The sequence below is a fragment of the Rhodococcus sp. NPDC080181 genome (assembly GCF_040702225.1).
GTDB classification, from domain to species: Bacteria; Actinomycetota; Actinomycetes; order Mycobacteriales; family Mycobacteriaceae; genus Rhodococcoides; species Rhodococcoides fascians.
The window spans coordinates 100,087-124,089 of the sequence record NZ_JBFBKN010000003.1 but is presented as its reverse complement, the minus strand read 5'-3'; the positions used below and the strand labels follow the sequence as shown (position 1 = coordinate 124,089).

At 64.2% G+C, this 24,003-nt stretch carries 18 protein-coding genes and 1 pseudogene; 8 read left to right on the top strand and 11 right to left on the bottom strand.

The window, feature by feature from the left end; genetic code table 11:
- Positions 1 to 7: 7 nt before the first annotated feature.
- The 4 genes from AB0O58_RS04550 to AB0O58_RS04535 all read right to left on the bottom strand — a co-directional run bounded on the left by AB0O58_RS04550 (position 8) and on the right by AB0O58_RS04535 (position 6,649).
- On the bottom strand, positions 8 to 1,654 hold the full coding sequence (locus tag AB0O58_RS04550) for a glycosyltransferase family 39 protein (RefSeq protein WP_052062925.1): 1,647 nt from the start codon (positions 1,652 to 1,654) through the stop codon (positions 8 to 10).
- A complete protein-coding gene (locus tag AB0O58_RS04545) occupies positions 1,651 to 3,156 on the bottom strand; it encodes a glycosyltransferase (protein WP_032399395.1) in 1,506 nt (501 codons plus the stop codon). Before AB0O58_RS04545 ends, AB0O58_RS04550 begins: the two co-directional genes overlap by 4 nt.
- The gene (locus AB0O58_RS04540; RefSeq protein ID WP_196250959.1) at positions 3,153 to 4,553 is read right to left on the bottom strand and encodes a hypothetical protein; all 1,401 of its coding nucleotides are present in this window, start codon (positions 4,551 to 4,553) and stop codon (positions 3,153 to 3,155) included. The genes AB0O58_RS04545 and AB0O58_RS04540 overlap by 4 nt, the downstream gene beginning before the upstream one ends.
- A gap of 104 nt (positions 4,554 to 4,657) precedes the next feature.
- Positions 4,658 to 6,649, bottom strand: coding sequence for a hypothetical protein (locus tag AB0O58_RS04535; protein ID WP_196250958.1), 1,992 nt, complete (start codon positions 6,647 to 6,649; stop codon positions 4,658 to 4,660).
- 340 nt (positions 6,650 to 6,989) lie between these two features.
- Here AB0O58_RS04535 and AB0O58_RS04530 point away from each other — a divergent pair, with 340 nt between their 5' ends.
- A complete protein-coding gene (locus AB0O58_RS04530; RefSeq protein WP_052061296.1) occupies positions 6,990 to 8,051 on the top strand; it encodes a cellulase family glycosylhydrolase in 1,062 nt (353 codons plus the stop codon).
- A gap of 72 nt (positions 8,052 to 8,123) precedes the next feature.
- Positions 8,124 to 10,175: a PhoX family phosphatase gene (locus AB0O58_RS04525; protein WP_032399378.1), complete on the top strand. Its 2,052-nt coding sequence runs from the start codon at positions 8,124 to 8,126 to the stop codon at positions 10,173 to 10,175.
- 67 nt (positions 10,176 to 10,242) lie between these two features.
- On the opposite strand, the gene AB0O58_RS04520 is transcribed toward AB0O58_RS04525, so the two are convergent.
- Positions 10,243 to 11,124: a LysR family transcriptional regulator gene (locus tag AB0O58_RS04520; RefSeq protein WP_032399377.1), complete on the bottom strand. Its 882-nt coding sequence runs from the start codon at positions 11,122 to 11,124 to the stop codon at positions 10,243 to 10,245.
- A gap of 139 nt (positions 11,125 to 11,263) precedes the next feature.
- On the opposite strand from AB0O58_RS04520, the gene AB0O58_RS04515 reads away from it, so the two are divergent.
- On the top strand, positions 11,264 to 12,457 hold the full coding sequence (locus AB0O58_RS04515; RefSeq protein WP_230593361.1) for an MFS transporter: 1,194 nt from the start codon (positions 11,264 to 11,266) through the stop codon (positions 12,455 to 12,457).
- 140 nt (positions 12,458 to 12,597) lie between these two features.
- Positions 12,598 to 13,284 carry a thioesterase domain-containing protein gene (locus tag AB0O58_RS04510; protein ID WP_032399375.1) on the top strand — a complete coding sequence of 229 codons (687 nt, stop codon included), beginning with the start codon at positions 12,598 to 12,600 and terminating at the stop codon, positions 13,282 to 13,284.
- A 10-nt stretch (positions 13,285 to 13,294) separates the two neighbouring features.
- Here the strand turns inward: AB0O58_RS04510 and AB0O58_RS04505 are convergent, their stop codons facing one another.
- The gene (locus tag AB0O58_RS04505; RefSeq protein WP_032399374.1) at positions 13,295 to 14,632 is read right to left on the bottom strand and encodes an amylo-alpha-1,6-glucosidase; all 1,338 of its coding nucleotides are present in this window, start codon (positions 14,630 to 14,632) and stop codon (positions 13,295 to 13,297) included.
- 107 nt (positions 14,633 to 14,739) lie between these two features.
- Between AB0O58_RS04505 and AB0O58_RS04500 the strand changes: the two genes are divergently transcribed.
- The gene (locus tag AB0O58_RS04500; RefSeq protein ID WP_032371379.1) at positions 14,740 to 15,255 is read left to right on the top strand and encodes a DinB family protein; all 516 of its coding nucleotides are present in this window, start codon (positions 14,740 to 14,742) and stop codon (positions 15,253 to 15,255) included.
- A gap of 13 nt (positions 15,256 to 15,268) precedes the next feature.
- Positions 15,269 to 15,940: an SDR family oxidoreductase gene (locus tag AB0O58_RS04495; RefSeq protein ID WP_032399372.1), complete on the top strand. Its 672-nt coding sequence runs from the start codon at positions 15,269 to 15,271 to the stop codon at positions 15,938 to 15,940.
- A 217-nt stretch (positions 15,941 to 16,157) separates the two neighbouring features.
- Here AB0O58_RS04495 and AB0O58_RS04490 read toward each other — a convergent pair.
- Positions 16,158 to 16,379, bottom strand: a pseudogene (locus AB0O58_RS04490) (LuxR C-terminal-related transcriptional regulator); the annotation flags it as partial.
- 351 nt (positions 16,380 to 16,730) lie between these two features.
- Here AB0O58_RS04490 and AB0O58_RS04485 point away from each other — a divergent pair.
- Positions 16,731 to 17,969: a TetR/AcrR family transcriptional regulator gene (locus AB0O58_RS04485; protein WP_032399371.1), complete on the top strand. Its 1,239-nt coding sequence runs from the start codon at positions 16,731 to 16,733 to the stop codon at positions 17,967 to 17,969.
- A gap of 21 nt (positions 17,970 to 17,990) precedes the next feature.
- Here AB0O58_RS04485 and AB0O58_RS04480 read toward each other — a convergent pair whose 3' ends face one another.
- Entirely contained in the window at positions 17,991 to 18,581 is a 591-nt protein-coding gene (locus AB0O58_RS04480; protein ID WP_032399370.1) for a cytochrome b/b6 domain-containing protein, read from the bottom strand.
- Complete coding sequence (locus tag AB0O58_RS04475; RefSeq protein WP_080736367.1) at positions 18,565 to 19,290, bottom strand: molybdopterin-dependent oxidoreductase; 726 nt, start codon at positions 19,288 to 19,290, stop codon at positions 18,565 to 18,567. The genes AB0O58_RS04480 and AB0O58_RS04475 overlap by 17 nt, the downstream gene beginning before the upstream one ends.
- A 91-nt stretch (positions 19,291 to 19,381) precedes the next feature.
- Here AB0O58_RS04475 and AB0O58_RS04470 point away from each other — a divergent pair, with 91 nt between their 5' ends.
- A complete protein-coding gene (locus AB0O58_RS04470) occupies positions 19,382 to 19,807 on the top strand; it encodes a pyridoxamine 5'-phosphate oxidase family protein (protein ID WP_032399368.1) in 426 nt (141 codons plus the stop codon).
- Between the two features lie 5 nt (positions 19,808 to 19,812).
- On the opposite strand, the gene AB0O58_RS04465 is transcribed toward AB0O58_RS04470, so the two are convergent.
- Both AB0O58_RS04465 and leuS read right to left on the bottom strand, forming a co-directional pair.
- Positions 19,813 to 21,051: a lipase family protein gene (locus AB0O58_RS04465; protein ID WP_196250957.1), complete on the bottom strand. Its 1,239-nt coding sequence runs from the start codon at positions 21,049 to 21,051 to the stop codon at positions 19,813 to 19,815.
- Positions 21,052 to 21,175: 124 nt separating this feature from the next.
- Entirely contained in the window at positions 21,176 to 23,998 is a 2,823-nt protein-coding gene (leuS, locus tag AB0O58_RS04460) for a leucine--tRNA ligase (RefSeq protein ID WP_045841542.1), read from the bottom strand.
- Positions 23,999 to 24,003 lie beyond the last annotated feature (5 nt).

Genomic DNA, 24,003 nt, shown 5'->3' with positions numbered 1-24,003 from the left:
CGACCGGTCAGCCTGGCACCTGATACAGGCGCCAGTTCGGTTGATCGGCACCATCGTTCGGTACTTCGAGAACGAGTGGATACAGTTCTGCGCCGTTGTCGTAAATGGTGGGGTACCGCCGGTTGATCGCATCGGATACCCCGCGGCCCTCGTTCGGCACGGTCAACAGATATCGCACGCCTCCGGTTGCCGGGTCGTTGAGAATCTTGGTGAAGTCGAGGTCGGACGGAATCACGAACCGGGTCGGGTGCTCCGACGCCGCCACGACGGCAAACCCGTAGACGGTGTCGACCAGGATCGAGCCCTCGGGTAGATCCTGACTGTCGAGATAAGAGGCGAGTCGGCGTTCGGTGGAGAACGAGTCGATGATTCGCCGGGCTGCCACAGCCCGAGGGTCGTCGGCCGAGGGATTTCGGTCGAAGAGCGCCCCGAGTGCGTACTGCTGACTCGACAACGACGGCTGCACCATCGCCCACCCGGTGATCGGAAGACCGAGTGCACAGAGAAGGACGACCCCGGCCGCGGCCACGGAACGCAGGGCAGGCAAGGCGGGGCGGTTCCTTCGGTACGCACCCGCGCGTCGGGTGGCCAGGTCTGGACCGGCCGGAAACAGCTGCACCGCAACCACAGCGGCCAGAGGTACGGCGCACACGAAGAATCTCAGGAAGCCGAACGTGGAGCCGGTGATGTAGCTCGCAGCCTGAAATGCGAGCACCCCGCCCAGAAGCACGGGGGCAACCAAGAACTCGAGATCCCGGCGACGTATCGCCAGTACCGTCGCGAGCGGTAGAGACACCGCCAACGTCGGCCCCAAGGCAATCATTGCAGCGAGGGAGAACAGGCCGGTGCTCAACAAGTCGCCACTGGACCCACCGGACTGCGCCAGAATCGCGGCGTTTCCGTAGCTGGAGGACAGCTGCGCGAGCGCTTCGCCGGTGATCAACCAGCTCGTGGTAATCCAGACCAGGAAGGCTGCCGCACCGGGGCCGGCAACGAGTACAGCGTCGAGAATTGCTCTGCGCCGCATCTCTTTCCAATGCACTCGACCCCGGCGGAGTGCCGTGACGGCCGCCACGAGCACCGCGGTGAGCGCTATCGGGACGACACCCTCGTAGCGGGTGAGGAAGGCGAGCGCCAGAGCGATGCCGACCAGAACGAGATCGTGCACATCGTCGGTGCCGACCCATCGAATCAACCGCCGCACCGCCCAGCACATACAGAACAGGAACCCGGCCTCGCTCATGCCGTTGGCTCCGTAGAAGACGATCATCGGGTTGACCGCGAACAACACCGTGACCAGTAGGCAGTAACGACCGGGAAGTCCACGATCTCGGCAGATTCCGTGGATCATCACCACTGCACCGGCCATGAACACAGCCGACACGGCAATACCCGAGATGTTCCACCGGGTGATACCCGGCCACCAGGATGCGAAGGCGACAATCGGCAATTGTGCCAGCGCGGTCAACGGCGTGAAGATGAACCCGATGGCAGAGACGTGCGGATCCCGGCTGAGCAACACCGCCTGCGCAGCCGAGGTTCGCGACAGCGCATCCCCCAGCATGTAGCCGAACCGCATGCTCAGAGTCAGTCCCACCGCCAGGTAGCCCGCCAGAGCGGTACCGAACACGACCGCTGGGGTCCGCGACGTCATGGGGTCTGCTCCTCGCTGGGGCCGGTCTCCGGCGCGGGTCCGGACAGGCCGTGAAAAGTTTTCTCCCAGTAGGACGGATTACGTACCAACTGCCAACAGCCCTTGATGGACGCCACGCTCATCATCACCCAGTACAGGGGCATCGTGAGGCTCGGAACCAACAGGTAGGCGTTGTCGCTCTCCCTGCTTGCGATCAAGTACATGTAGATCGTGGCGATGTTGCCCACCACCAGAGACAACAACGAGAAGTAGTAGATGTACGGCGGAAAGAGTTGCGCGATCAGCGTCGGCTGGCCGAGAATCCACGCTGCCGTGGTGAACCAGAAAACCATGTTGATGCACGCGGTGATGGGCGTTCCCGCGAGTAGCAGGGTGAATCTGTAGGTGCCCACCGGTCCGAGCACGCGAACGGTCGCGAGCGGCCTGCGCATGTGCACCAGCCAGGTCTGCAAATAGCCTTTGTACCAACGGGACCGCTGGCGTACCCAGTTGATCGGATCGCTGTTCGCCTCTTCGAGGGTGGTCGAGTCCAGAACCGCCGTGGAATAGCCCGAGGCCGCGATTCGGACACCGAGGTCGGCATCCTCGGTGACGTTGAACCCGTCCCAGGCACCGACCTCGTCGATGACATCGCGCCGAAGATGATTGGAGGTTCCGCCGAGGGGGATCGGCGACGTGCTGGCCATCAGACCCGGTAGCAGGTATCCGAACCACAGTGCATAGTCCGCGGTGAACCATCCGGTCAGCAAATTCTGAGAACCGTTGTGGAACGCCAGCTTTGCCTGAACACAGGCCACGGTGTCGGGCAGCCGCTCGAATGCCGCCACGACACGACGCAGCTGCAATTGCTCGGGCAGATCCTCGGCATCGAAAATCGTCACGATCGACCCGGTCGCGAAATGCAGGCCGTAGTTGCAGGCTTTCGGCTTGGTGCGGGGATCGCCGGCAGGCACCAGCACGACGTCGACGAGATCGCTGACGCCGCTGCGCGCAGCGGCCTCGATGGTGACGTCGTCGTCCTCTTCGAGCAGCAACAGGACCTGCAGCTTTTCGGCTGGATAGTCCAGACCCGTCATCGCCGCAATGAGGTCACCCACCACCTCGGGCTCGTCGTACGCCGGAACCAGAATCGTGTACAGCGGCAACCGATCGTCGGGAATCGCTCGAGCCTGCTCGTCGGTCACGGTGACGATTGCGGCAGCGTCGAGACCGCGGGAGAACAGCAGGAGGCGGTCGATCATTGCCAGGAGATATCCGATGGTGCATAGAACCGTGACCGCGAGCAGAGTCCCGATCGGGGCGAACACCACACAGGCAACGAGGAGCACCGCAGCCACGATCGTCGTGTACTTCTGCCATGGCACGAAAGCAATCGCAGCCGAAGCCAACGGATTTCGGACGGCGAGTCCGTTGATGGCATCGTCGAGCGCCGCCGCTTTGAACTCTGCCGTTTCGGTGCCGACGCGGGGCGGCGACGGCCGCGAACTCCGAGAATCGTTCATCTCGCCGAACCGTCCCCGGAGCGCCACTGCTGGCGGAGCAACCCGGTCCCGAAGGTGGTCAGCAGTTCAAGATCCTTGTACTCCGGATCGTCGTCGACGGACACCGCATTCCCACGCAGAAACGTCCCGATTGCAGTTCCGAGATTCGACGCCATCGACGGCGTCGGTTGTGGGAACTCGGCATCGGCATCGTGGTTGTCGACGCTGATGATGGTCACGCGCTGCGTCACATCGCCTCGTTCCCAATCGAATACGAGCTTCGTCCAGGTGAGCAACAGAGCGTCACTGACGGAGGTGTACAAGGAACCCGTCACTCCGCGACCGAGATCGATGCGCAGCGGATGGCTCGTACGGGTGTTGGAGAGCCGATAGAGCGTGCTCTCCGGGTACACAGCAAGACTGGCCCGATTCGCGGTGGACAACACGTCGACCACCACCGTCCGTGGCCGCCCACGAACATCCCATGCGGGATTTCCGACGTCTGCTCGCATGGTTTGTCGAACCAACGACGACGATTGCCCGAAAAATGCCCTCACCCAGCCGAATTCCTGTAGGTCCGTTCGGGTGAAGCCAACGGGTGGCATGAGTGGCTCGGATACCGGTCCCGGTGGTCCCGCAACCGTCGACAACTCCATTCGACCGGGCAGAGGGACGAAGAACAGAACTACCGCAGCAACGATCGCAACGGCCTTCGAGCTCGGCGACCACTTCGCCGTGAGCGACCCGACCCGGCGCGGCTGCCGGGCGTCGAACCGACCGCGACGGGCCACGACATAGAAGGCACCTCCCGTGACCGCGGCTGCGCCGACGGTCGGGACGAGCTGCAGCCAGACGATGTCGACCTGCGGCCACATGGCCAACATGACTGCGGCAACGACGAATCCGGTCGACACCGTGCACCCGAAGCCCAGCCAACCCCGACGTGCGGTTCGGCCGACGGCAATGGCACCTGCGATGCCGGCCAGCAGCACCATCACCGCCGCATACGCAAACCTGCTGCCACCGAATCCGATGGCGACCAACCGATAGCCCAGCGGACTCAACGCCAAGAGCAACAGCCACACAGACCAGAATCGTCCGACCGGCCGCAGCCCGAACATCAGAATCGCCCCGCCGAAGAAGAAGGCAAGTGCCGCCAACACATCCAAGTGGGCGAGTTCGTACTGGTCTGCGTACCGGGGTAGCCACAGCGCCTTGATCGCGATGGAAACCAGCAACGCGATGCCGCCGACTATGTTGTCGGTCTGGCGGTCGTGGATGGGCAATTCGTCGGCTCGTCGCCGCGCCACCCCCTGAGCCGCAACCACCGCGAGCAGCGGCAGCACGAAAACATATGCGGTGATGGCACCGTCGGCTGCCTCCTGGGCAAGCCGCACCCAGGTGGAGAAGAAAGCCACCACCAAGCAGCCGACCAGAACGGACCACCGAAATACCAGAACGGCGATTGGGCCGCGAGACAACCTGAACCGCGTGAAAGACCGCGGCAGCTGCCCATCCTCGCTCATTGCGAGCCGCTGTCTCGACCCGGATCGCGCGCCGAACGACGTGATCGGACGGCGAACACGAATGCCGCGACGCCGCCGACTGCAAGTACCGCCAGGCCGACTCCGACGACGACCACCACCATCCGATCGGAGGTCCCGTCGTCTGTGGCCGCCGCCGCGCCGTCTGCTCCGGATAATGCACTGCTGGACAACGACATCGGCTCCGTGTTCTGCGCGGCGAACAGAATATCGCCGTCCAGTGCGAACCACCGCGCCGGATCGGCACCGAGCCAGGACAACATGCCGTCGAGCTCGTCCGGTGCCGAATTCCACGACGCCACGAGGACGGCGTTGCTGCGCACCGACGTGACCTGCATCGTCGCCAAGGGCTCCGCGATATCCACCGTGAGCTCGGTGGCACCGCCCGCGGCCTCGGGGTCCGTGATTCGGAAGGTCGTCTCGTCGACCGAGGACAGCGGCAGCGTCACCGAGTCCGGAAGCTCTGCGACGGGCGAAATCACGACGGCTGGTGCGCTACCGTCGAGCGCCTGCTCCATCGATACGACCTCGGGATCGAGCGGCAGGCTCGACAACCGCTGCAAGCCGATCGCGAGGGTGACAGCCCGGACAACTCCGGCGTAGGACTCCTCGGCGAGAGCTATGTCGAACTGCGGCATCAAGGCCTGCGGCATCGACCGCCATCCCAGTGGCACCGGTGACGACGAATCGGTGGATCGCACGAGCGTCGAACCGGCCAGGGTGACAGTCGTTTCGGCGGCGGAAGCGCAGGAGCTGCCGGAGGAGGCCGACGGATGGTCGACGGAAACATCGAGAGTCCCCACGCGGGAGAGTGCGGAATCCGGGATGTCGATCCATCGATCGAGACGGCCGGTGTCGTCGGCCTCCCAGACTTCGAGTGGCGATCCGTCGACCGAGGCTCGCACAGATCCGGCACCCGGGGTGTAGCTGCCGATCAGGTGCACGGACATGTTCCCGGCCGATCGTCCGAGTCGCGTCTGATCGAGGTCGACAGATGCGGTCGCCGTGGAACCTCCTGTGCCGGAAACGGTTCCGATTCCGAGGTCGTCGAGGGTGATCGAATCGGGTGCGAGTTGGGGCTGTGGTGCGTCCGGTCCGGCCAATGCCGAGGTGCCGATTGCGATTTGGGAGAGATCACTGGTGATCAACCGGGCTTGATCGGTGAGATCCGATCCCGTACCGGCGAGGTACAGCCGTGGGGGAGCCTGCTCGACGGGGTAGATCAACTCGGCACCGGCGTCGGAGTTCTTCGTCAGCACGATCGATCTTTCGAACGAGCCGTCGGGTACCGCCCCTTGAAGCTCGCTGTCCGGGCGCACCACCACCTGGACCGGCTGCGCGCCGTAGTGGTGTACCACGGATGTGGCCACAGTTGTTGCTGCGGTGATTGTTTCGCGGTCAGGCGCGGCGGGCACGAACAGCGTCAATTTGCGCAACAGCACCGGTAGGAAATCCGCTATGGTCCTTGGGACGGCCGGCACTCCCGCGTAGTCGACGGTCGCATCGATCAATCGGACCGCGTCCGAATCGGGATCGGGGCAGTAACGATCGTCGGGAATGACGGAAGGGATCAGATCGACTGGAATCACTCCGTCGACCGTTCGCGTAGCGGCCAGCGGAATCGACACCGGAGTGGTCGGGGCAGCGCCGTCGAGGGCGATACGAGTGATCGGACGCCCGTCCGATTCGACGTCGACCCACCCGCGATCGAGCCACGCGGGCGTGGTCAGCACCGCGTTCAGGGTCGACGGAGCGGCCCCTGCAGGAGATGGCACCGTCACCCTCGTACGCGGTCCTGTCAGGTCGATCGTGGTGGACTGCCCCAAGCCCAACTCGGGAAAGGTGAAACGAGAGAGCTCGTCTGCGCTTGCAGCAGTGGGTCGGTCCTGATCGCCGGGTTGCGCCGACGCTGTGGTCACCGGAAGCAATATCGGGACCACGGCGAGAGCGGTCACAGACGCAGCGCGCACGATTCGCATGAGAAATGTCCAGTCTTCGAAATGAACGGAAAGTCAAGACAATAGCGCTATTCATTGGCGCGCAGGACTTTCGGAGTGCCGATCACGATACTCACAGCATGTAAAAAGCGCCTAAATCCGCCGTCGAATTCGGTTTCTCCGACCGTAACAGCGATTCAGTTCGCTCTTTATCGATTCGGTCGATCAACAGCCGACAATTTCCTCTGGCACGAAGTCGAATTCGGTAAAGCCGCTCGTCATCGACGGCTTCGGAATCTACGCATCCGCGTCTACCATTACGGCGATGCGCATCGCGTCGAAAGTTCTTCAGTGCATTCTCGGTGCTGTCCTGATGTCGACGGTCGTACCGGGCATGGCCGAGACCGCCACGGCGGCACCTGTTGCCGGCGCTCGTGTCTCCGCGAGCACCGATGGTCTCGCACTCGACGGTCGACCGTGGTGGCCGACCGGGTTCAACGCCTACCAACTCGCCACCGATTGGTCGGTCAATGCCGGATGCGGGGCGATGGTGGACCTGGACAGTTACTTCGAGGCGCTTCCTCCGCATTCGCTGACCCGGTTCGACGCCTTTCAGGCATTGGCGATCAACCGATTCACCGGTGCCCTCGACTTCGGGCCGATGGATGCGGTCTTCGCCGCCGCCGAGGCTCACGATCAACTCCTCGTACCGGTGCTGTCACCCCAGGACGGGGCGTGCGAGGGGAACGTCTTCAAAGACAGGCAGTGGTACGTCGACGGCTGGACGACGGCCCCCGGCACGCCCAGCTCGACCGCGAAGATCAGCTTCCAGCAATGGATGCTCACCGCTGCGAATCGGTGGAAGGACTCGTCGGCGTTGGCTGCGTGGGAGCTGGTCGGTGAACCGGAGACGAGTTCGTGCACGGATGCGTCGTGCTCCTGGTCCAGCCGGACCTGTACGGCCGGTGCTACAGAGGTGCTTCGCTCGTTCTTCGACACTGCAGGACAACAGCTCCGCTCCGTCGATCCTCGCACTGTGATCACAGCGGGCCTCACCGGCGGAGGCCAGTGCGGAAGCCAGGGTGACGAGTACGAGTACCTCGCCCAGTCGCCCTTCGTCGATGTGTTGCAGTACCACGATTACGGTGCTGACGGCGTGCCGTTGCCCGGAGATCAGTGGAACGGGTTGCAGCGGCGGATCACTCAGAGCGCCGCGGTGGGCAAACCTCTGCTGGTCGGGGAGATCGGCCAACTCGCCGGTTCATGTGGCGATGTCGATTCTCGAGCAGCCGGTATTGCCGCGAAGATCGACGGCCAGCGTGCCGCTGGTACAGCAGGGGCGCTGTTGTGGGCTTTCGTACCGGATCCGCGGCCCACGGACTGCACTTACGACATCGGACCGGCCGATCCGCTATGGCAGACGATCGGACGTTAGGGCAACCTCGTTCTCCCCAACTTCACCTGAACGTTCCTTTACTTTCGCTTTTGGGTGACAGCGTGCCGTGACATGAAGCCACTGCCCCTGTTCGCCGTTCACGACGGAAGCTCCAAACGATCATCGTTGACCTGCAAGTACAAGTGCGGCGATGCCTGTTTCCACGAGATTCCCAATACGTCGAAGGGCCAGTACTTCGGCGACATCGTCAAGACCGCGATGTCGCGGCGCGGCGTCATCAAGGGCGGGGCGATGGCAGTGCTCGCCGTCGGCGCGGGTAGCGCGCTGGCCGCATGCTCGACCGACGAGCCGGCAGCCACCGGAACCTCGACCACCTCGGGCTCCGATACCCCGCCCGTCGACGGCGTTGATTTCGTTGCAGTGGAACCGAACACCGAGGATGCGGTCGTCGTTCCCGACGGCTACGAGCAGGGCATCGTCATTCGCTGGGGCGACGCCGTCGTCGCGGGCGCACCGGCCTTCGACTTCGACAAGCAGACCGGCGCGGCGCAGGAGAAGCAGTTCGGTTTCAACAACGACTTCGCCGGCCTGCTGCCGATCGAGGGCACGCCCAACGCCCACCTGCTGGTGGTCAACCACGAGTACAGCACGGAACCGGCAATGTTCAAGGGCTACGACGCGGAGAACCCCACCCGCGAGCAGTTCGACGTAGCCCTTGCGGCACACGGCCTTTCCGTGGTGCAGGTGCAGGGCGAATCGGGCACCGGCAAGCTCACCCCCGCTATGGGCCAGTACAACCGGCGCATCACCGGCACCACCGCGTTCGTCATCACCGGGCCCGCCGCAGGCAGCGACTTCCTCAAGACCAGCGTGGACCCCACCGGCACCAAGGTGTTCGGCACGTTCAACAACTGCTCGGGCGGTCTGACCCCGTGGGGAACGGTGCTCTCCGGCGAGGAGAACTTCAACCAGTATTTCGCCAACGCCGAGACCGTCACGGATGCGACTGTGGCCAAGCGCCTGTCGCGCTACGGCGTCGAGGGCGGTGCCAGCGAACGTAAGTGGGAGCGCTTCGACAAGCGATTCGATCTGGCGCAGGAACCCAACGAGGTCAACCGATTCGGCTACATCGTCGAGGTGAATCCGTGGGATCCGCAGTCGGCCCCGATCAAGCACACCGCTCTGGGCCGGTTCAAGCACGAGGCCGCGACCATCCACGTCACCGACGACGGCACCGTCGTGGCGTACAGCGGCGACGACGAACGCTTCGACTACATGTACAAGTTCGTCTCGAGCCGAAAGATGATGCCCGGCACCGGCCAGGCCGCGATGCGCAACAACCTGACCTTGCTCGACGCCGGCACGCTGTACGTCGCCAGCCTCACCGGCGATACGCCCGACGAGATCGATGGCTCGGGCACGCTGCCCTCCAACGGTGAATTCCGTGGCAGTGGAACGTGGATCCCCTTGCTCGAAACCGGCGAGGACGGCCGCGGCAAGTCTCTCGTCGACGGTATGTCGGCCGAGGAGGTCGCCGTGTTCACCCGTCAGGCGGGTGACGCAGTGGGCGCAACCAAGATGGACCGCCCCGAAGACTTCGAGCCGAACCCGGTGACCGGCAAGGTGTATGTCGCACTGACCAACAACTCCAACCGCGGCACCGAGGGCAAAGCGGCCGCCGACGAGGCAAACCCCCGCAACAAGAACAAGAACGGGCAGGTACTCGAACTCGACGACGACCACGCCGGGACGTCGTTCACGTGGAACCTCCTGCTGGTCTGCGGTGATCCGAAGGAGGCCGACACGTACTTCGGCGGATTCGACAAGAGTCAGGTCAGCCCCATCTCGTGCCCCGACAATCTCGCCTTCGACTCGAAGGGCAACCTGTGGGTCTCGACCGACGGTAATGCCCTCGACTCCAACGACGGCCTGTTCGCCGTGGTGCTCGACGGCCCCCGTCGCGGCGAGACACGTCAGTTCCTGACCGTCCCCGCCGGCGGCGAGACCTGCGGCCCCATCGTCACCGATGAGCGCGTCATGGTCTGCGTCCAGCACCCGGGTGAAAGCGACGACGCCACCGCCGACGCTCCGATCTCGCACTGGCCCGACGGCGGCGACACGCAGCCGCGGCCGTCCATCGTCGCGGTGTGGAAGTCCGCCTAGCCCAGACTGTTTCGAGTGAGCCACGATGCCCGTAGTCGAATCCTCGATTACGGGCGTCGGGCGGTGATCACGTCGCCACCGACGACGCGATCAAGTCCTCGACCACGGCGGCGATCACCGCATTCGCGTGCTCGGGGTTGGTCACCACCGACACCGTTCGGGTCGGTGCATCGATGACGTCGATCATGTGCAGTTCGGGGAGGATCGACGCCAAGGACGACGGCAGCAGTGTCACCCCCAACCCTGCTGCGGTGAGTTGACCGATGAGGTCGGCCGAATCGGCCTCCAGAATGTGTCCACGGGGAACCGACGAGCGGGTGAATGCATGATCGGATTGCAGTCTGGCCTCGCTTCCCGCCGGCCGGTCGATCATCGTCATCTCGGACAGGTCGGCCAACCGTATCGAATTCCTTTGAGCCCAAGGATGATCGGGACCGACGAACAGTGACAGTGGCTCGGTCCACAGGGCGGTGACGGTCAATCCCGGATGTGGGCGTCCGGGCGCGAGCCCGATGATTCCGAGATCGAGGTCTCCGCGTGCGATGCCGTCGAGAACGTCGGCGCTCGGCCGCGGCAGCAACGTCACCGACGTGTTGGGAAATCGCTGGGAGATCCGGCCGACCACCGCGGCCAGATCGACACGGGCGAGAGGCGCAATCATGCCGATACGCAGCCGCCTGATGGCGGTCGTGGGATCGGGCGCGACGTCGGCCACCAATCGGGACACGGCACCGAGCACGCTGTGCGCGCGTTCGAGAAAGATCTGTCCGGCCGGGGTGATGGTGACGCTTCGGCTCGTGCGCGCGAACAGTTCTACGCCCAGCTCTTTTTCCAGGTCTCTGATCTGGCTGCTCAGCGCCGATTGAGCGACTCGCAGCCGAGCTGCTGCACGCCCGAAGTGCTGCTCTTCGGCGACCGCCACGGCGTACCGGATGTGTCTGAGTTCCACGCTTCGCAACTCTATCTGTTTAGACGATCGATCGTTCGTAACGTTCTATTGGACAGCTGGATGTGCAACGAGCACCCTTGTTCTTGTGAAGACAGCAAGCACCTCGCGCACCGGCGTGAGCACCCCGGTCGTCGCCCTGATGGCGATCGCCACCGGACTCTCGGCCGGCGGCAACTATCTCAACCAGCCGCTGCTCGACCTCATTGCCACCGAATTCGTCGTGTCCGAGACAGCGGCAGCCACCTCGGTGACCGTCGCACAGATTTCCTACGCCCTCGGCCTGCTGCTCATCGTGCCTCTCGGCGACGTCGTCGATCGCCGCGCGTTGAGCGTCGGGCTGATGATTCTCGCTGCGACGGGTCAGGCGATCACCGGATTCGCGCCCGGCCTCTCCTGGCTCCTCGTCGGCACGGCGATCGCTGGACTGTTCTCGGTGGCGGCGCAGGTGATCGTGCCGTTCGCCGCGTCGATGGCGCACCCGGAGCAAGCGGGACGCATCGTCGGAGTGGTCATGGGCGGGTTGCTGACGGGCATCCTGCTGGCCCGCAGCATCTCGGGGCTGCTGTCGTCGGTGACGGGGTGGCAGGGCGTCTACCGTGTGGCCGCGGTGTTGATGCTGATCGCCGCGGTCGGCCTGTGGCGGGTGCTGCCACGCAACACCGTGACGGCGACCGTCACCTACGGCTCGGCGCTGGTGTCGATGATTCGGCTGGTGCGCACCCACCCCAGGCTTCGGACTCGCGCGGTGCTCGGCGGTCTCGGCTTCGCGTCGGTGAGCACGGTGTTCGCGACGATGACGCTGTTGCTGTCGTCGAGGTTCGGTTTCGGTGCCGTCCAGATCGGACTGATCGGATTGGCCGGTGTCGGCGGCGCTTTGATGGCCTCCGTCGCGGGCCGGCTCGCAGACCGCGGACTGGTGCAATGGGCCAGCGGTACCTGTGCGGTTCTGCTGATCGCACTCTGGCCGATGTTCGCCGTCGGCGGCCACTACTGGGTGGTGTTCGTGGTCGCATTCGTACTTCTCGACCTGGCACTGCAGGGCGTGCACGTGAGCAACCAGCACATCGTCTACGCCCTGGAACCGGCTGCTCGCGCCCGAATCAACTCCGTCTACATGACGACGTACTTCGTGGGCGCCTCAGCAGGATCTGCCGTTGGGACGTGGGCGTGGAAGCATTTCGAGTGGACGGGAGTGTGCGCTGCGGGGGCCGTGTTCGCCATTGCCGGACTACTGGTCTGGCTGCTGGATCTGCAGGTGGACGCCCGTCATCGGCGGGAAAACACGTGCGGGACGCCCGGTGGGCCCGAGCCGACGATGGTGAACAGTCACTAATGCGTTCTGTTCCGAGACGTGGTTGAGTCGTTCTCGATGAGACGTGGGTAACACTCACGCTGCCGACGGCGACATACCCAGAGTCGGCACGAACAAACCATAGAAACACGAACTACTTCTCTTGGCTCGGAGGCGCACCCATGACTGTCGTGAACGATCGCATCCACGTGGCTCTCACGGAACTCGACCCGTCCGATTACGCGGTGCCGACCATCGCACCGATTCGTACGGCCGGCCACCTCGACCCGGTGTTCTGCATCCACCCCCTCGTCGGGCTGGTCGACTGCTACGCGGAACTCGCAGCACACGTCGACGACGCGCGTCCCATCTACGGCGTCCAGGTCCCGACGTCGGGAGAGCTCGCGGAGTCCCTCGTCGCCTTGGCCTCGCAGTACGCCGACGACATCGTTCGCATCCAGACCGACGGGGCCGTGCACCTGCTGGGCACGTCCTTCGGTGGAGTACTCGCGCACGCCATCGCCGTCGAGCTGCAGAGTCGCGGCGTCACGGTCGGTGCACTGACGTTGCTCGACAGCGACCCCGTTCGGTCCAGCGCCGACAGCGCCGACCTGCTCGGGTCCATGGGCGACGACATCGATCGCAGCCACGCCGAAGAGTTGCTCGCCGTTGCCTCGCACAACGACGAACTCGCCCAGCGGCACCTGCCGGGCATCTACTTCGGCGACATCCTCGCCGTGTCCTCGATGGGAACCGATTCCGGTTCCGCGTGGCACCCCTTCGTCTGCGGCACGATCGCCAAGTACCTCGTGCCCGACGCCACCTCGTTCGACGTCGTCGGCCCGCTGGTCGACAGCTACCTCAGCTGACCCGGCTGGCTCATCCGAGCCAATCCAGCACGGCAGCGGCCGTCCAGGACTGCTGCATGCTGCCGAGCGGCTTCCCGGTGAACGGCTCGTAGTACTCGGCGAAGCTGCCGTCACTCGCCTGACGCAGACCCTCGTCTCGCAAAGACAGTGATCGCTCCGACCACCCGCGGCGTGCGAAAGCCCACGAGAACAGCCATGTCATCACCGGCCACACCGGTCCACGCCAGTACTCGCGAGCACGGAAGTCCTTCGACACCGGGGACGTCGACGGCGGTACCGCGTACCGCAGGTCCGGATGTCCGCAGAACCGGGTGCCCTCGAAGATCCGAATGAGATTGCGCTCCTGCTCGCGCGGCAATCCGCCGCACAGCAGCGGCGCGAACATGGCAATGGTCTCCGTGCCGATCCACTGACCCGTCCGTAGATCGAAATCTCGTGCCCCGCCCGAGCGCGTGTCGGTGGTCGCGATGACTCCCGTGCGGAACTTGTCCGCCCACCCGCGCAATTCGCGCACATCCGAGCGCGGCCGCGAGTGGTCCTCCCCGATGGTGGCGAGGACGTCGCACGCGACGGCGAAGATGGCACTGACGAACACGTCCTCGACGGCGAAGCTCATCTTGGTCTTCAACGCATCGTCGTCGTAGCCGACTTGTTTCATCTCCTCCACCAACCAGATGTAGCGGTCGTACTCGAGATTGCTGGGCCGCTGAGACGAGTCCGTGATGACCGCCTTGTCCTCGCGAAAGTACGGATCCATCTCTCCGGCAACCACATTGGCGTAGGCCGAATCCCATCGCGGCGAATTGTCCATACCGGACTCCCAGCCATGGAACAGCGCGATGCGTCCGTTGTCGTCGACGTCGCGGGCCTGGGCGAGCCAACGATGCCACCGCACCAGATCACCCCAGCGGCGATCCAGGAACTCCTCCGCCGCCGCTCGCGTCGTGCGGCCGTGGCGTTTGGAGTGATCGAGAATGCGCTGCACGGCGATCGCGTGGACGGGCGGTTGGGTGATTCCGGAAGTTTGCGGACTCATCGGAGCGTGGGTCGCCAGCGTCCCGGTGGCCCACCGCGCAGGGCCGGGGAAGTAGCCGTCGACACCGTTGGCGAACACGATGTGCGGAATCATCCCGTTCTTCCACTGCGCCGACAGCAACGTGTCCATCTCCACGACGGCCCGCTCGACGCTCAACGGTGCCAAGCCGACGGAAACGAATGCGGCGTCCCAACTCCACATGTGCGGGTACAACCTGGGTGCTGCGCTGGTCATGGTGCCCAGGTCGTTGCCTCGGAGCAGATACGCCGCACGTGCGGCCAGCTGCGTGGAAGTGAAACCGCGATCGCCCATGCAGATAGTTTGCGTCCGGCGGCCGATTTCTGCTCGGTTGGATTGCGGACCGAAGGTGTCCGCGACCGCTCCTAGTGTGAGTTTCACCAGCTACCAGGAGGAAAACGATGGCCACCGAGAACACCGACATTCAGAAAATGCTCGCCGAACAGCGCGCGAACTTTCTCATCACCGTCCGCGGCATCAGCGAGGAACAGGCTCGTACCCGCACCACCGCGAGCGAGCTGACCCTCGGCGGACTGCTGCACCACGTGATCAGCAACGAGCGCCACTGGATGACAGTGATCGCAGAGCTGGACGAGACGGCCGAATTCGACATGGCCGCCGCCGGCAGCGAGTACGTGATGGCCGAAAACGAGACCGTCGCCGGACTCGTCGCCGAATGGGAACAGGTGGCCGGTGCCACCTCGGCAGCGCTGGAAACCTTGGACCTCGACCTGTCGGTACCTGTCCCGACGGCGCCGTGGGCACCCGAACGAATCTGGCAGAGTGCACGATTCACGGTTCTGCACATCCTTCGCGAAATCTCCCAGCACGCCGGCCACGCAGACATCATCCGCGAGGAACTCGACGGCGCGAACACCACCCAGGCATGGGCATCCGAGGCGGGGATGAGCTTCTAGCTAACCTGAGTTCATGACTCGTACTGCGTTGGTGACCGGAGCAAGCCGGGGTCTCGGGGCCCATATCGCTCGATTGCTCGCTCCGGACCATCACGTGTTGCTGGGTGGTCGGTCCACCGAGTCCCTCGCCCCCATTGCGTCGGAACTGTCCGGGTCCACCCCGTGGCCGGTGGAACTGACCGATCCGGACGCGGTGGCCGCCGCCGCGTCGAACATCGATTCTCTGGATGTGTTGGTGCACAACGCCGGGGTGGCAGCGCTCGGGACGGTCGAAGAGTCGACGGCGGACGATTGGCGTCGCCAATACGAGGTGAACGTCATCGCCGTCGTGGAACTCACTCGATTGCTACTCCCTGCACTGCGCTCCGCCAAAGGCCATGTGGTGCTGATCAATTCGGGTGCCGGCATACGCGCCAACCCCGGTTGGGGTGCCTACGCGGCGAGCAAGTTCGCGCTCCGCGCCTTCGCTGATGCACTGCGCCTCGAGGAGCCGTCGTTGCGCGTCACCTCGGTGCACCCAGGACGCATCGACACCGAGATGCAGCAGGAGATCGTCGCGCACGAAGGCGGGGAGTACGACGGCTCGAAGTTCTTGCAGCCCAGCACCGTTGCCCGTGCAGTGCGCAACGCAATCGATACCCCCGCCGATGCTCACCCCACGGAATTGGTGCTCCGCACCAGGTGAGCGAAACTTCGTAGCAGGGGTCGAGTTTCCACTCACAACATGAGGTTCGTCCCGGCGTTGTTTACAGGACCGACTGCATCTCCCTCTTCACCCTTGCCAGTGGACGAATGGAGTCTTCTCATTCACTCGGATGATCTACCGCTTACGGTCCGGGGCGGCGACTGCCGACTAACTCGGGAACGCATCCACAGGTTCCAGCAACGCGGACAATCCAGCTTCAGAGCTCGTCCAGTTTCACGATGCCGTCTTGCAGGGCGCGCGCGACGAGTGCAGCTTTCGTTGGAGCGGCGCGGCCGACGCGGGAGTACTTGTCACGGATTCTCGTCAGGTGCGTGTTGACGGTGCCCAATGCGATGTGGAGGCGTGCGCCCACGTCGACCTTGGAATCGCAGTCCAGCCACGCCTTGAGCACGGTGATCTCACGCGCGGTCAGGCCCGGTGAGGTGTACACCCGCACAGCCCGCGCGGGCGCAGGGGTGGGCCTCGCTCCGCCGGGCCTGGTACCGAGTGGAGAGCGGACGCCGCTCGACACCGAGACTCGCGAATAAAGTTGGGGTCGATGACTCGTCGCTACCATCTTGGCCTCCTCATGCAATCGGCCTACGGACCGGTCTGAATCTGACCACGGTTGCCGAACTCCATGCAACACAAGCTTATTCGAGGCCTTACTCCATAAAGCATGTTGGGCTACACCATGCTTTAGTTGAAACTAAACAATGGGAACCGGACCATCCAATTGCTATAGTTCAAGATCCAACAATGCGGTGCAGGTGGACGAAGGCGGTAGTCGGTGAACCAGAAGTCACTCCCACGGGAGCAGTTCCTTCAGGCCGGATATCGCCTGCTCGGTGAGATGGACACGACCGACCTTGCGCGTTCGCTCTCGATCTCGGCCGTCGTCGAACGCGCAGGGCTGTCGCACCAAACTTTCCACAACACGTACCCCGGTAACTCTCGCGGCGGCGGGTCCGGCGGCAAGGAAGCTTTCGTCGAAGACCTCCTCGACCACCTCACACTCGAGTACACCGGTACGGCGGCTCCTGCCGGCACCCAGGACGTGAAAGGTCCGGTGTCGGCGCTGTTCGACGACCTCACGTCCGGTCTCATGCGACGTCGCCTCGTCGCAGTGCTGCTGGCTGCCGACCACAACGGTGCCCAAAAGGCCGTAATCCCCGAGTTCGAGCGCTTCGACACCGACCTGCGATCCATCATCGGCCGAGCGGTGCAGGCTCACGGCGGATCGTTGCGCCAACCACTGTCGCTGACAAACCTCTCGGCGGTCGTCGGGGCTCTGCTCGACGGGTTGGCGCTCCGGGAGGTGCTCACGCCGGGCTCGGTGTCCTCCGACGACGTTGCATCGGCCACCAACTCGATTCTCCAGTGGGCCATAGACCCACTGCATTCCGACCGCACCGTTGCCCAACCCGATCCGGGCGAAATCTCGGATGCTCTGCGGCCCGACCTCGAGGCCGACGTGATCGCGGCGACCGAAACTCTGTTCGTCGACAACGGCTACTTCCTGGTCACCCTGGCCGACATCGCGGCGGCGGCGAAGATCCGCGTAGAAGACCTTCGACGACTGTTTCCGAGCAAGGTCGACATCATCGTTGCGGCGCTGAAGCCCGAATTCGACCGTGTGCTCCGGCTCCGTCGCGCCGACGAACGCCTCGGAGTCGACCCCGCCACCGCACTGCAACGCACGTTGGTTTCTTTGGGCGAGTTCGTCATCGACAATCGAGCCATGAGCTCGGGCATGCTGCTCGCGTTGAGCTTCGAACAATTCCACCAACCGAGCACCATCACGACGGTCATCGAAAACCTCTACCTCCCGTCCGCTGTGGTCCCCATTCTCGAACGCGGACGTGAAAGCGGCGTGTTCAGCGACGACGCACCGGCACTCGAAGCCGCAATCATGTTGACCAACAACATTCTCTTCCGCTGCCTGACGCGTCCTGCGGAGTCCGCAACCGAAGTGGCGCAGGGTGTCCTGCGAATACTGATGCCCGGTGTTGCGATACGGCCAGCGTGAGGACGCTGGACTGAACTGTTGTCACCACTCCGGATGCTCGTGCTCTGCCCACTCCCTGGTCACGGCACCCTGTGTCATTCCGCGCATTGCTTCCGGGTCACGCCAGGCGTACGTGATGTGACCGGCGACGAGTAGCCCGAATCCCAGGGCGAACCAGTCGTGTACGAATGTTGCACCGATACGCCATTGCAGTGGACTCCACGCCGAGAAGTACATGACGACGCCGGTACCGAGGAGTACCAGAATCGACCCGGCGCTCAGGGCACCGTTCAGCTTCTGGCCGGCGTTGAATTTCCCGACCCCCACCGCCCCGAGCCGACGCGCTTTGGAGCGCAACCACTTCCAATCGTCGGCGACGAATCTGTTGAGACGGCCGAGGTCCGCGCGATAGCTGCGTGAGACCGCACCGAGGATCAACGGAATCGGCAACAGAAAGCCCGACCACACATGCACGAACTCCACGATCGGTCGATGGCCGACGAGGACCGCGAGCGACCCGATGTACAGAATCGCCGCGGTCACCATGCACACGATCACCAAGACCCCGACTGCCCAGTGCACGTACCGTTCTACCCGGTCGAACCGTGCGCGGTCGTCAGCTCGTGGGGTCATCTCGACGTCCGTTCGACTCGCCGACGTACGCATCGATGTCGTATCCACGTTTCTCCCAGTATCCGGGAACCACGTTGTCCGTCAACTCGATTCCGCCGAGCCACTTGATGCTCTTGTAGCCGTACATCGAAGCGACGAACAGCCGAACCGGACCTCCGTGATCGTGGGTGACGGGGCCGTCGAGCATGGTCAACGCAACCAGCACGTCGTCGCGACGGGCCTGATCGAGCGTCAGACTCTCGGTATACGTGCCGTCGAACGAGGTGAACCGCAACGACGTCGCCGACGCGGTGGGTCCGACGGCATCGAGGATATCGGCCAATCGCACTCCGCTCCAAGCAACTTCGGGTACCCGCCATCCCGTCACGCACTGGAAGTCACGTACCAACGACGTCTGCGGCATCGCGCGGAGGTCCTGCAGCGTGAACGTGCGCGGTGTGTCGACGGAACCGCCCACCGTCAGGGCATAGGAGTTCTCGTCCTTGCGCGGCGCGCCCTGCGTCACCGAATAGAAGCGAAAGTTGTCGCCCACGGGAATCAGTCCGATCAGTCCCGTCGGATCGTGGTTACCGATCGGCCCGAGTACCGACGCGAGACCCTTCTGCACCGCGCCCCCACCGACGATGCCCGCGACCCCGGCCGCCACCAGGCCGAGCACGACTCGGCGACCCACGGGGCTACCCGTAATCTTCGGCTCGTCGATCGGCATCCCTCCACTGTCCACGGCGGACCAGGATCAGGCCACATTGGGCGTCGAATCAGGTCTGGAACTTCGCCCGGGGAAGTCTTACGGTTGATTCATGGCACTGTCGAAGACAGAACGCGAAGAGTATTTGTCCGAATCGCATATCGCCGCCCTCTCGGTAGCGGCCGGGGCGGACCGTGGCCCGCTGACGGTACCGATCTGGTACGACTACACCCCCGGCGGTGAAGCCTGGGTGTTGACCGGCGCCACGTCGAAGAAGGCCCAATTGATCAGGACTGCAGGGCGATTCACTCTGATGATCGAGCAGTCCGATCCGACGATCCGCTACGTCAGCGTCGAAGGTCCGGTGGCGCGAGAGGAGCCGAGTACTCCCGAGTTGCTGCGCGCCATGGCAGCCCGCTACCTGCCCCCGGAGAAGGTCGACGGCTACCTCGAGATGGCCAACCGTGAGCACGAGGAGAACGTGGTGTTCTACCTGCGCCCCGAACACTGGCTGTCTGCCGATCTCGGGGCCATCTGAGAGAACTACGAAGTCGGGGTCAAGGCATTGCCGGGCGGGATCGTCACACAGTTGCTGTGCGTCGGCCCACCGCTGAACCGTTCGGTCAGGAACTGCAGGCTCTGCGCCTCGAATGCCGGGAAGGCGTCGCTGTGCGTCAGGCCGTCGTACTGCGCGTACTGCACATCCACGCCCCGGCCGCAGTAGCCGTACGCCAGTCCCTGCACGTCGCCGGTGATCATGACGGTATCGCCGATCGGATCGGCGTGACCGACGGCCAGAAACATCGGCGTCCGCGGGGTGCCCTGGCTGCCCATGATGTTGTCGTCGATCGCCGCCACCACCTCGGGTACATCCAGCAGGGAGGTGTACGGGGCCTTGACCATCGAGGCGTCGGTGAGCGTGGGGTAGTCGTCGGCGAACTGGGCGATGCATTCCTGATCGACCTGGTCGATCACCTCGAGGCCGTAGTCGGAGATGAAACTGTTCAGGTCGAGGTCGTACGCACGCTCGTAGGCGACGATCAGTGCCGGGATGACACCCGCCCACTCTCTGTTACCGCTGACGTACGGAAGGTTGTGAGCCAGGTCGACCGGTAGCCCGCCGGCCGCCGCACCGACCAGATTCAGCTCGGGCGCGTATTCGGGGGCAACTTCGGCACCCCACTGCGTCGGGACGGATCCACCGGAGTACCCGACCATGCCGACGGGCGTGCTCGACGGAAGCTGCAGGAGGGACTGCGCGGCACGAATGCCGTCCAGAGCGGCGTAGCCCGACTGCCGCCCGATCGTCCATTCGAGCTCCTCGCCCTCGTAATCCGGCACGACGACGGTGTAGCCGGCTGCAAGGTAACCGGCAATGACCGCCTGTTCCGCGCCGGCAATGGGACTCGTGGACCCGCCGCTGAGGGTGTACGAGGGATTGCACTGAGAGCCCAGGGCGTCGTACGCCATGTGGTACGAGACGATCCGAGTCGGCCCGGGGACCAAGGGCCGCAGCACCGTGGCAACCGTGACGACACCGTCGCCCTGCTGGTCGGTAGTCCTGTAGAGCACCTGGCTACCTGTGATCGGCGTCGGCTGGGTGGGGGTACGGAACGTCATGGGCCTCGACCGCAGCACCGTTCCCGGGGAGACGTCCAGGCCGCCGTCCCAATCGTAGAACGGATCATTCGCTGGAATCGGCGAGCCGGGTCCCGGATCTGCTTGTGCAACAGGGACACTCACGAGCGTGGCGGACCCGAGAAGTAGCACGACGGAGGCCATCAGCCTCAACGCAAACCCTCTACCAGCCAGTGACATGCAACAAATTAAACCCCCGCGAGCTCGAAGTTATGGACGGAAATCGCAAGATTTTCATCCATAACTTCGAGTTCGGCGGAGGCGAGAGCTACTTCAGAACGATGTTCACCATGCGACCAGGGATCACGATGATCTTGGTCGGGGCCTTCCCGTCGAGCAGGGCCACGATCTTCTCGTCTTCCAATGCCGTCTTCTCGACGTCGTCCTTCGTTGCATCGGCAGACACAGTGATGCGACTGCGGACTTTGCCGTTGACCTGGATGGGGTAGTCGACGGTATCGGCGACCAACCACTTCTTCTCCACGCGCGGGAATGGCCCGTGCGCCAACGACTTCTCGTGTCCGAGCCTGCCCCACAGGTCCTCGGCGAGGTGCGGTGCCAGGGGAGCGAGCATCAGGATCAACGGCTCCACCACACCGCGTGGCGCACCGTCGGGGTACGCCTTGGTGATGTGGTTGGTCAGCTCGATCAACTTGGCACCGGCCGTATTGTCGCGCAGCGCAGCGTAATCCGCGTGCACACCGTCGATCACCCGGTTGAGCACTCGCAGAGTGTCCTCGGTGGGCTTCGCATCGGTGACGCGAACCTCGCCGGTCACCTCGTCGAGCACCAGTCGCCACACGCGCTGCAGGAAACGCTGCGCGCCGACGACGTCCTTCGTCGCCCACGGGCGTGAGGTGTCCAGCGGACCCATCGACATCTCGTAGACACGCAGAGTGTCGGCACCGTACTCGGCGAAGATCTCGTCGGGTGAGACCGAGTTCTTCAGCGACTTACCCATCTTGCCGTACTCACGGTTGACGGGCTGGTCCTGATAGAAGTAGCCGCCGTCGCGTTCGACGACCTCGGCTGCAGGAACGTAGACCCCGCGGGAATCGGTGTACGCGTAGGCCTGGATGTAGCCCTGGTTGTACAGGCGTCGGTAGGGCTCGCTGGAGCTGACGTGACCCAGATCGAACAGCACCTTGTGCCAGAAGCGCGAGTACAGCAGGTGCAACACCGCATGCTCGACGCCACCGACGTAGAGATCCACTCCGCCCGGATCGTTGGGTCCGTGGATTTCGGGACGCGGCCCCACCCAGTACTTTTCGTTCTCCGGGTCTGCGAAGGCCTCGGAGTTGGTGGGGTCGACATAGCGCAGCTGGTACCAAGAGCTACCGGCCCACTGCGGCATCACGTTGGTGTCGCGGGTGTAGGTCTGCAGTCCGTCGCCCAGATCGAGTTCGACGTTGACCCACTCGTCGGCCTTGGCCAGCGGTGGGGACGGCTCGGAGCTGGCGTCGTCAGGATCGAACGACACCGGGGCGTAGTTCTCGATCTCGGGAAGTTCCACTGGCAGAGCAGAATCGGGCAGTCCGTGCGGGTTGCCTTCGGCGTCCCAGACGATCGGGAACGGCTCGCCCCAGTAGCGCTGGCGCGCGAAGAGCCAGTCGCGCAGCTTGTACTGAATTGTGCCGCGGCCCTTGCCTTCCGACTCCAGTCGGGAAATGACGGCGGCTTTGGCCTCGTCCACCGGCAGGCCGTCGAGGAAACCGGAGTTCACCAATTCACCGTCGCCGACGTAAGCCGCCTCGGTGACATCGCCGCCGGAGATGACCTCGCGCACAGGCAGATCGAATGCCGTCGCGAACTCCCAGTCACGTGCGTCGTGGCCCGGAACGGCCATGATGGCACCGGTGCCGTACCCGGTCAGCACGTAATCGGCGATGAACACCGGCACCTGCTCACCGTTGACCGGGTTCTCGGCGTACGCACCGATGAAGACGCCGGTCTTCTCTTTGTTCTCCTGCCGCTCGAGATCGGACTTCGCGGCGATCGACGCGCGGTATGCGGCAACGGCTTCGGCCGGTGTCGCGGCGCCGCCGGTCCACTTGTCCGAAATTCCGGCAGGCCACTGCTCGGCCACCATGCCGTCGACCAGATCGTGCTCGGGCGCCAGCACCACGTAGGTGGCACCGAACAGCGTGTCCGGGCGGGTGGTGAACACCTCGATCCCGGAGAACGAGACCTGCGCTCCGCGAGAGCGTCCGATCCAGTTGCGCTGCATGGTCTTGACCTTCTCGGGCCAATCCAGGTATTCGAGGTCGTCGACCAGCCGATCGGAGTACGCAGTGATGCGCATCATCCACTGGCGCAGGTTCTTTCGGAAGACCGGGAAGTTGCCGCGATCGCTACGTCCGTCGGCGGTGACCTCCTCGTTGGCCAGCACGGTACCCAGGCCAGGGCACCAGTTGACCATCGAGTTGGACTCGTACACCAAACGGAAGCCGTCGATCACCTCGCGGCGTTCACCGACGGTCAGCGACTCCCAGGAGCGGCCGTCGTCCAATGTCCGCTCACCCGAGGCGAATTCCGCCTCCAGCTCCGAGATGGGGCGCGCCTTGCCGAGCTCGTCGTCGAACCAAGCATTGAAGATCTGCAGAAAGATCCACTGCGTCCAGTGGTAGAAGTCGACATCCGTCGTCGCCAGGGACCGTCGACGATCGTGCCCGAGACCCAGCCGACGCAACTGGCGTCGCATGTTGACGATGTTGTCCTCGGTGGTGCTGCGCGGATGCGTACCCGTCTGCACGGCGTACTGCTCGGCGGGCAGCCCGAAGGCGTCGTAGCCCAGTGCGTGCAGCACGTTGCGTCCCTGCATGCGGTGGTACCGCGCGAATACATCGGTGGCGATGTAGCCCAGGGGGTGCCCGACATGCAGGCCGCTGCCCGACGGGTACGGGAACATGTCCTGGACGAAGAGCTTGTCCTTGGGGACGTCTCCGGCGAGCGCTCCGACCGGGTTGGGCGCGTCGAAGGTGCCCTGCGATTCCCACAGGTCCTGCCACTGCTCCTCGATGCGCCCGGCGAGTTCGGCTGTGTAGCGGTACTCGGGAACGGACTCGGTGGATGCTTCAACGGAATCGGTCACACCTA

Excerpts from the sequence above, each read along its gene's own strand:
- AB0O58_RS04550 (WP_052062925.1), bottom strand. The coding sequence starts at position 1,654 with ATGACGTCGCGGACCCCAGCGGTCGTGTTCGGTACCGCTCTGGCGGGC.
- AB0O58_RS04545 (WP_032399395.1), bottom strand. The coding sequence starts at position 3,156 with ATGAACGATTCTCGGAGTTCGCGGCCGTCGCCGCCCCGCGTCGGCACC.
- AB0O58_RS04530 (WP_052061296.1), top strand. The coding sequence starts at position 6,990 with ATGTCGACGGTCGTACCGGGCATGGCCGAGACCGCCACGGCGGCACCT.
- AB0O58_RS04525 (WP_032399378.1), top strand. The coding sequence starts at position 8,124 with ATGAAGCCACTGCCCCTGTTCGCCGTTCACGACGGAAGCTCCAAACGA.
- AB0O58_RS04515 (WP_230593361.1), top strand. The coding sequence starts at position 11,264 with ATGGCGATCGCCACCGGACTCTCGGCCGGCGGCAACTATCTCAACCAG.
- AB0O58_RS04510 (WP_032399375.1), top strand. The coding sequence starts at position 12,598 with ATGACTGTCGTGAACGATCGCATCCACGTGGCTCTCACGGAACTCGAC.
- AB0O58_RS04505 (WP_032399374.1), bottom strand. The coding sequence starts at position 14,632 with ATGGGCGATCGCGGTTTCACTTCCACGCAGCTGGCCGCACGTGCGGCG.
- AB0O58_RS04500 (WP_032371379.1), top strand. The coding sequence starts at position 14,740 with ATGGCCACCGAGAACACCGACATTCAGAAAATGCTCGCCGAACAGCGC.
- AB0O58_RS04495 (WP_032399372.1), top strand. The coding sequence starts at position 15,269 with ATGACTCGTACTGCGTTGGTGACCGGAGCAAGCCGGGGTCTCGGGGCC.
- AB0O58_RS04480 (WP_032399370.1), bottom strand. The coding sequence starts at position 18,581 with ATGACCCCACGAGCTGACGACCGCGCACGGTTCGACCGGGTAGAACGG.
- AB0O58_RS04475 (WP_080736367.1), bottom strand. The coding sequence starts at position 19,290 with ATGCCGATCGACGAGCCGAAGATTACGGGTAGCCCCGTGGGTCGCCGA.
- AB0O58_RS04470 (WP_032399368.1), top strand. The coding sequence starts at position 19,382 with ATGGCACTGTCGAAGACAGAACGCGAAGAGTATTTGTCCGAATCGCAT.
- AB0O58_RS04465 (WP_196250957.1), bottom strand. The coding sequence starts at position 21,051 with ATGGCCTCCGTCGTGCTACTTCTCGGGTCCGCCACGCTCGTGAGTGTC.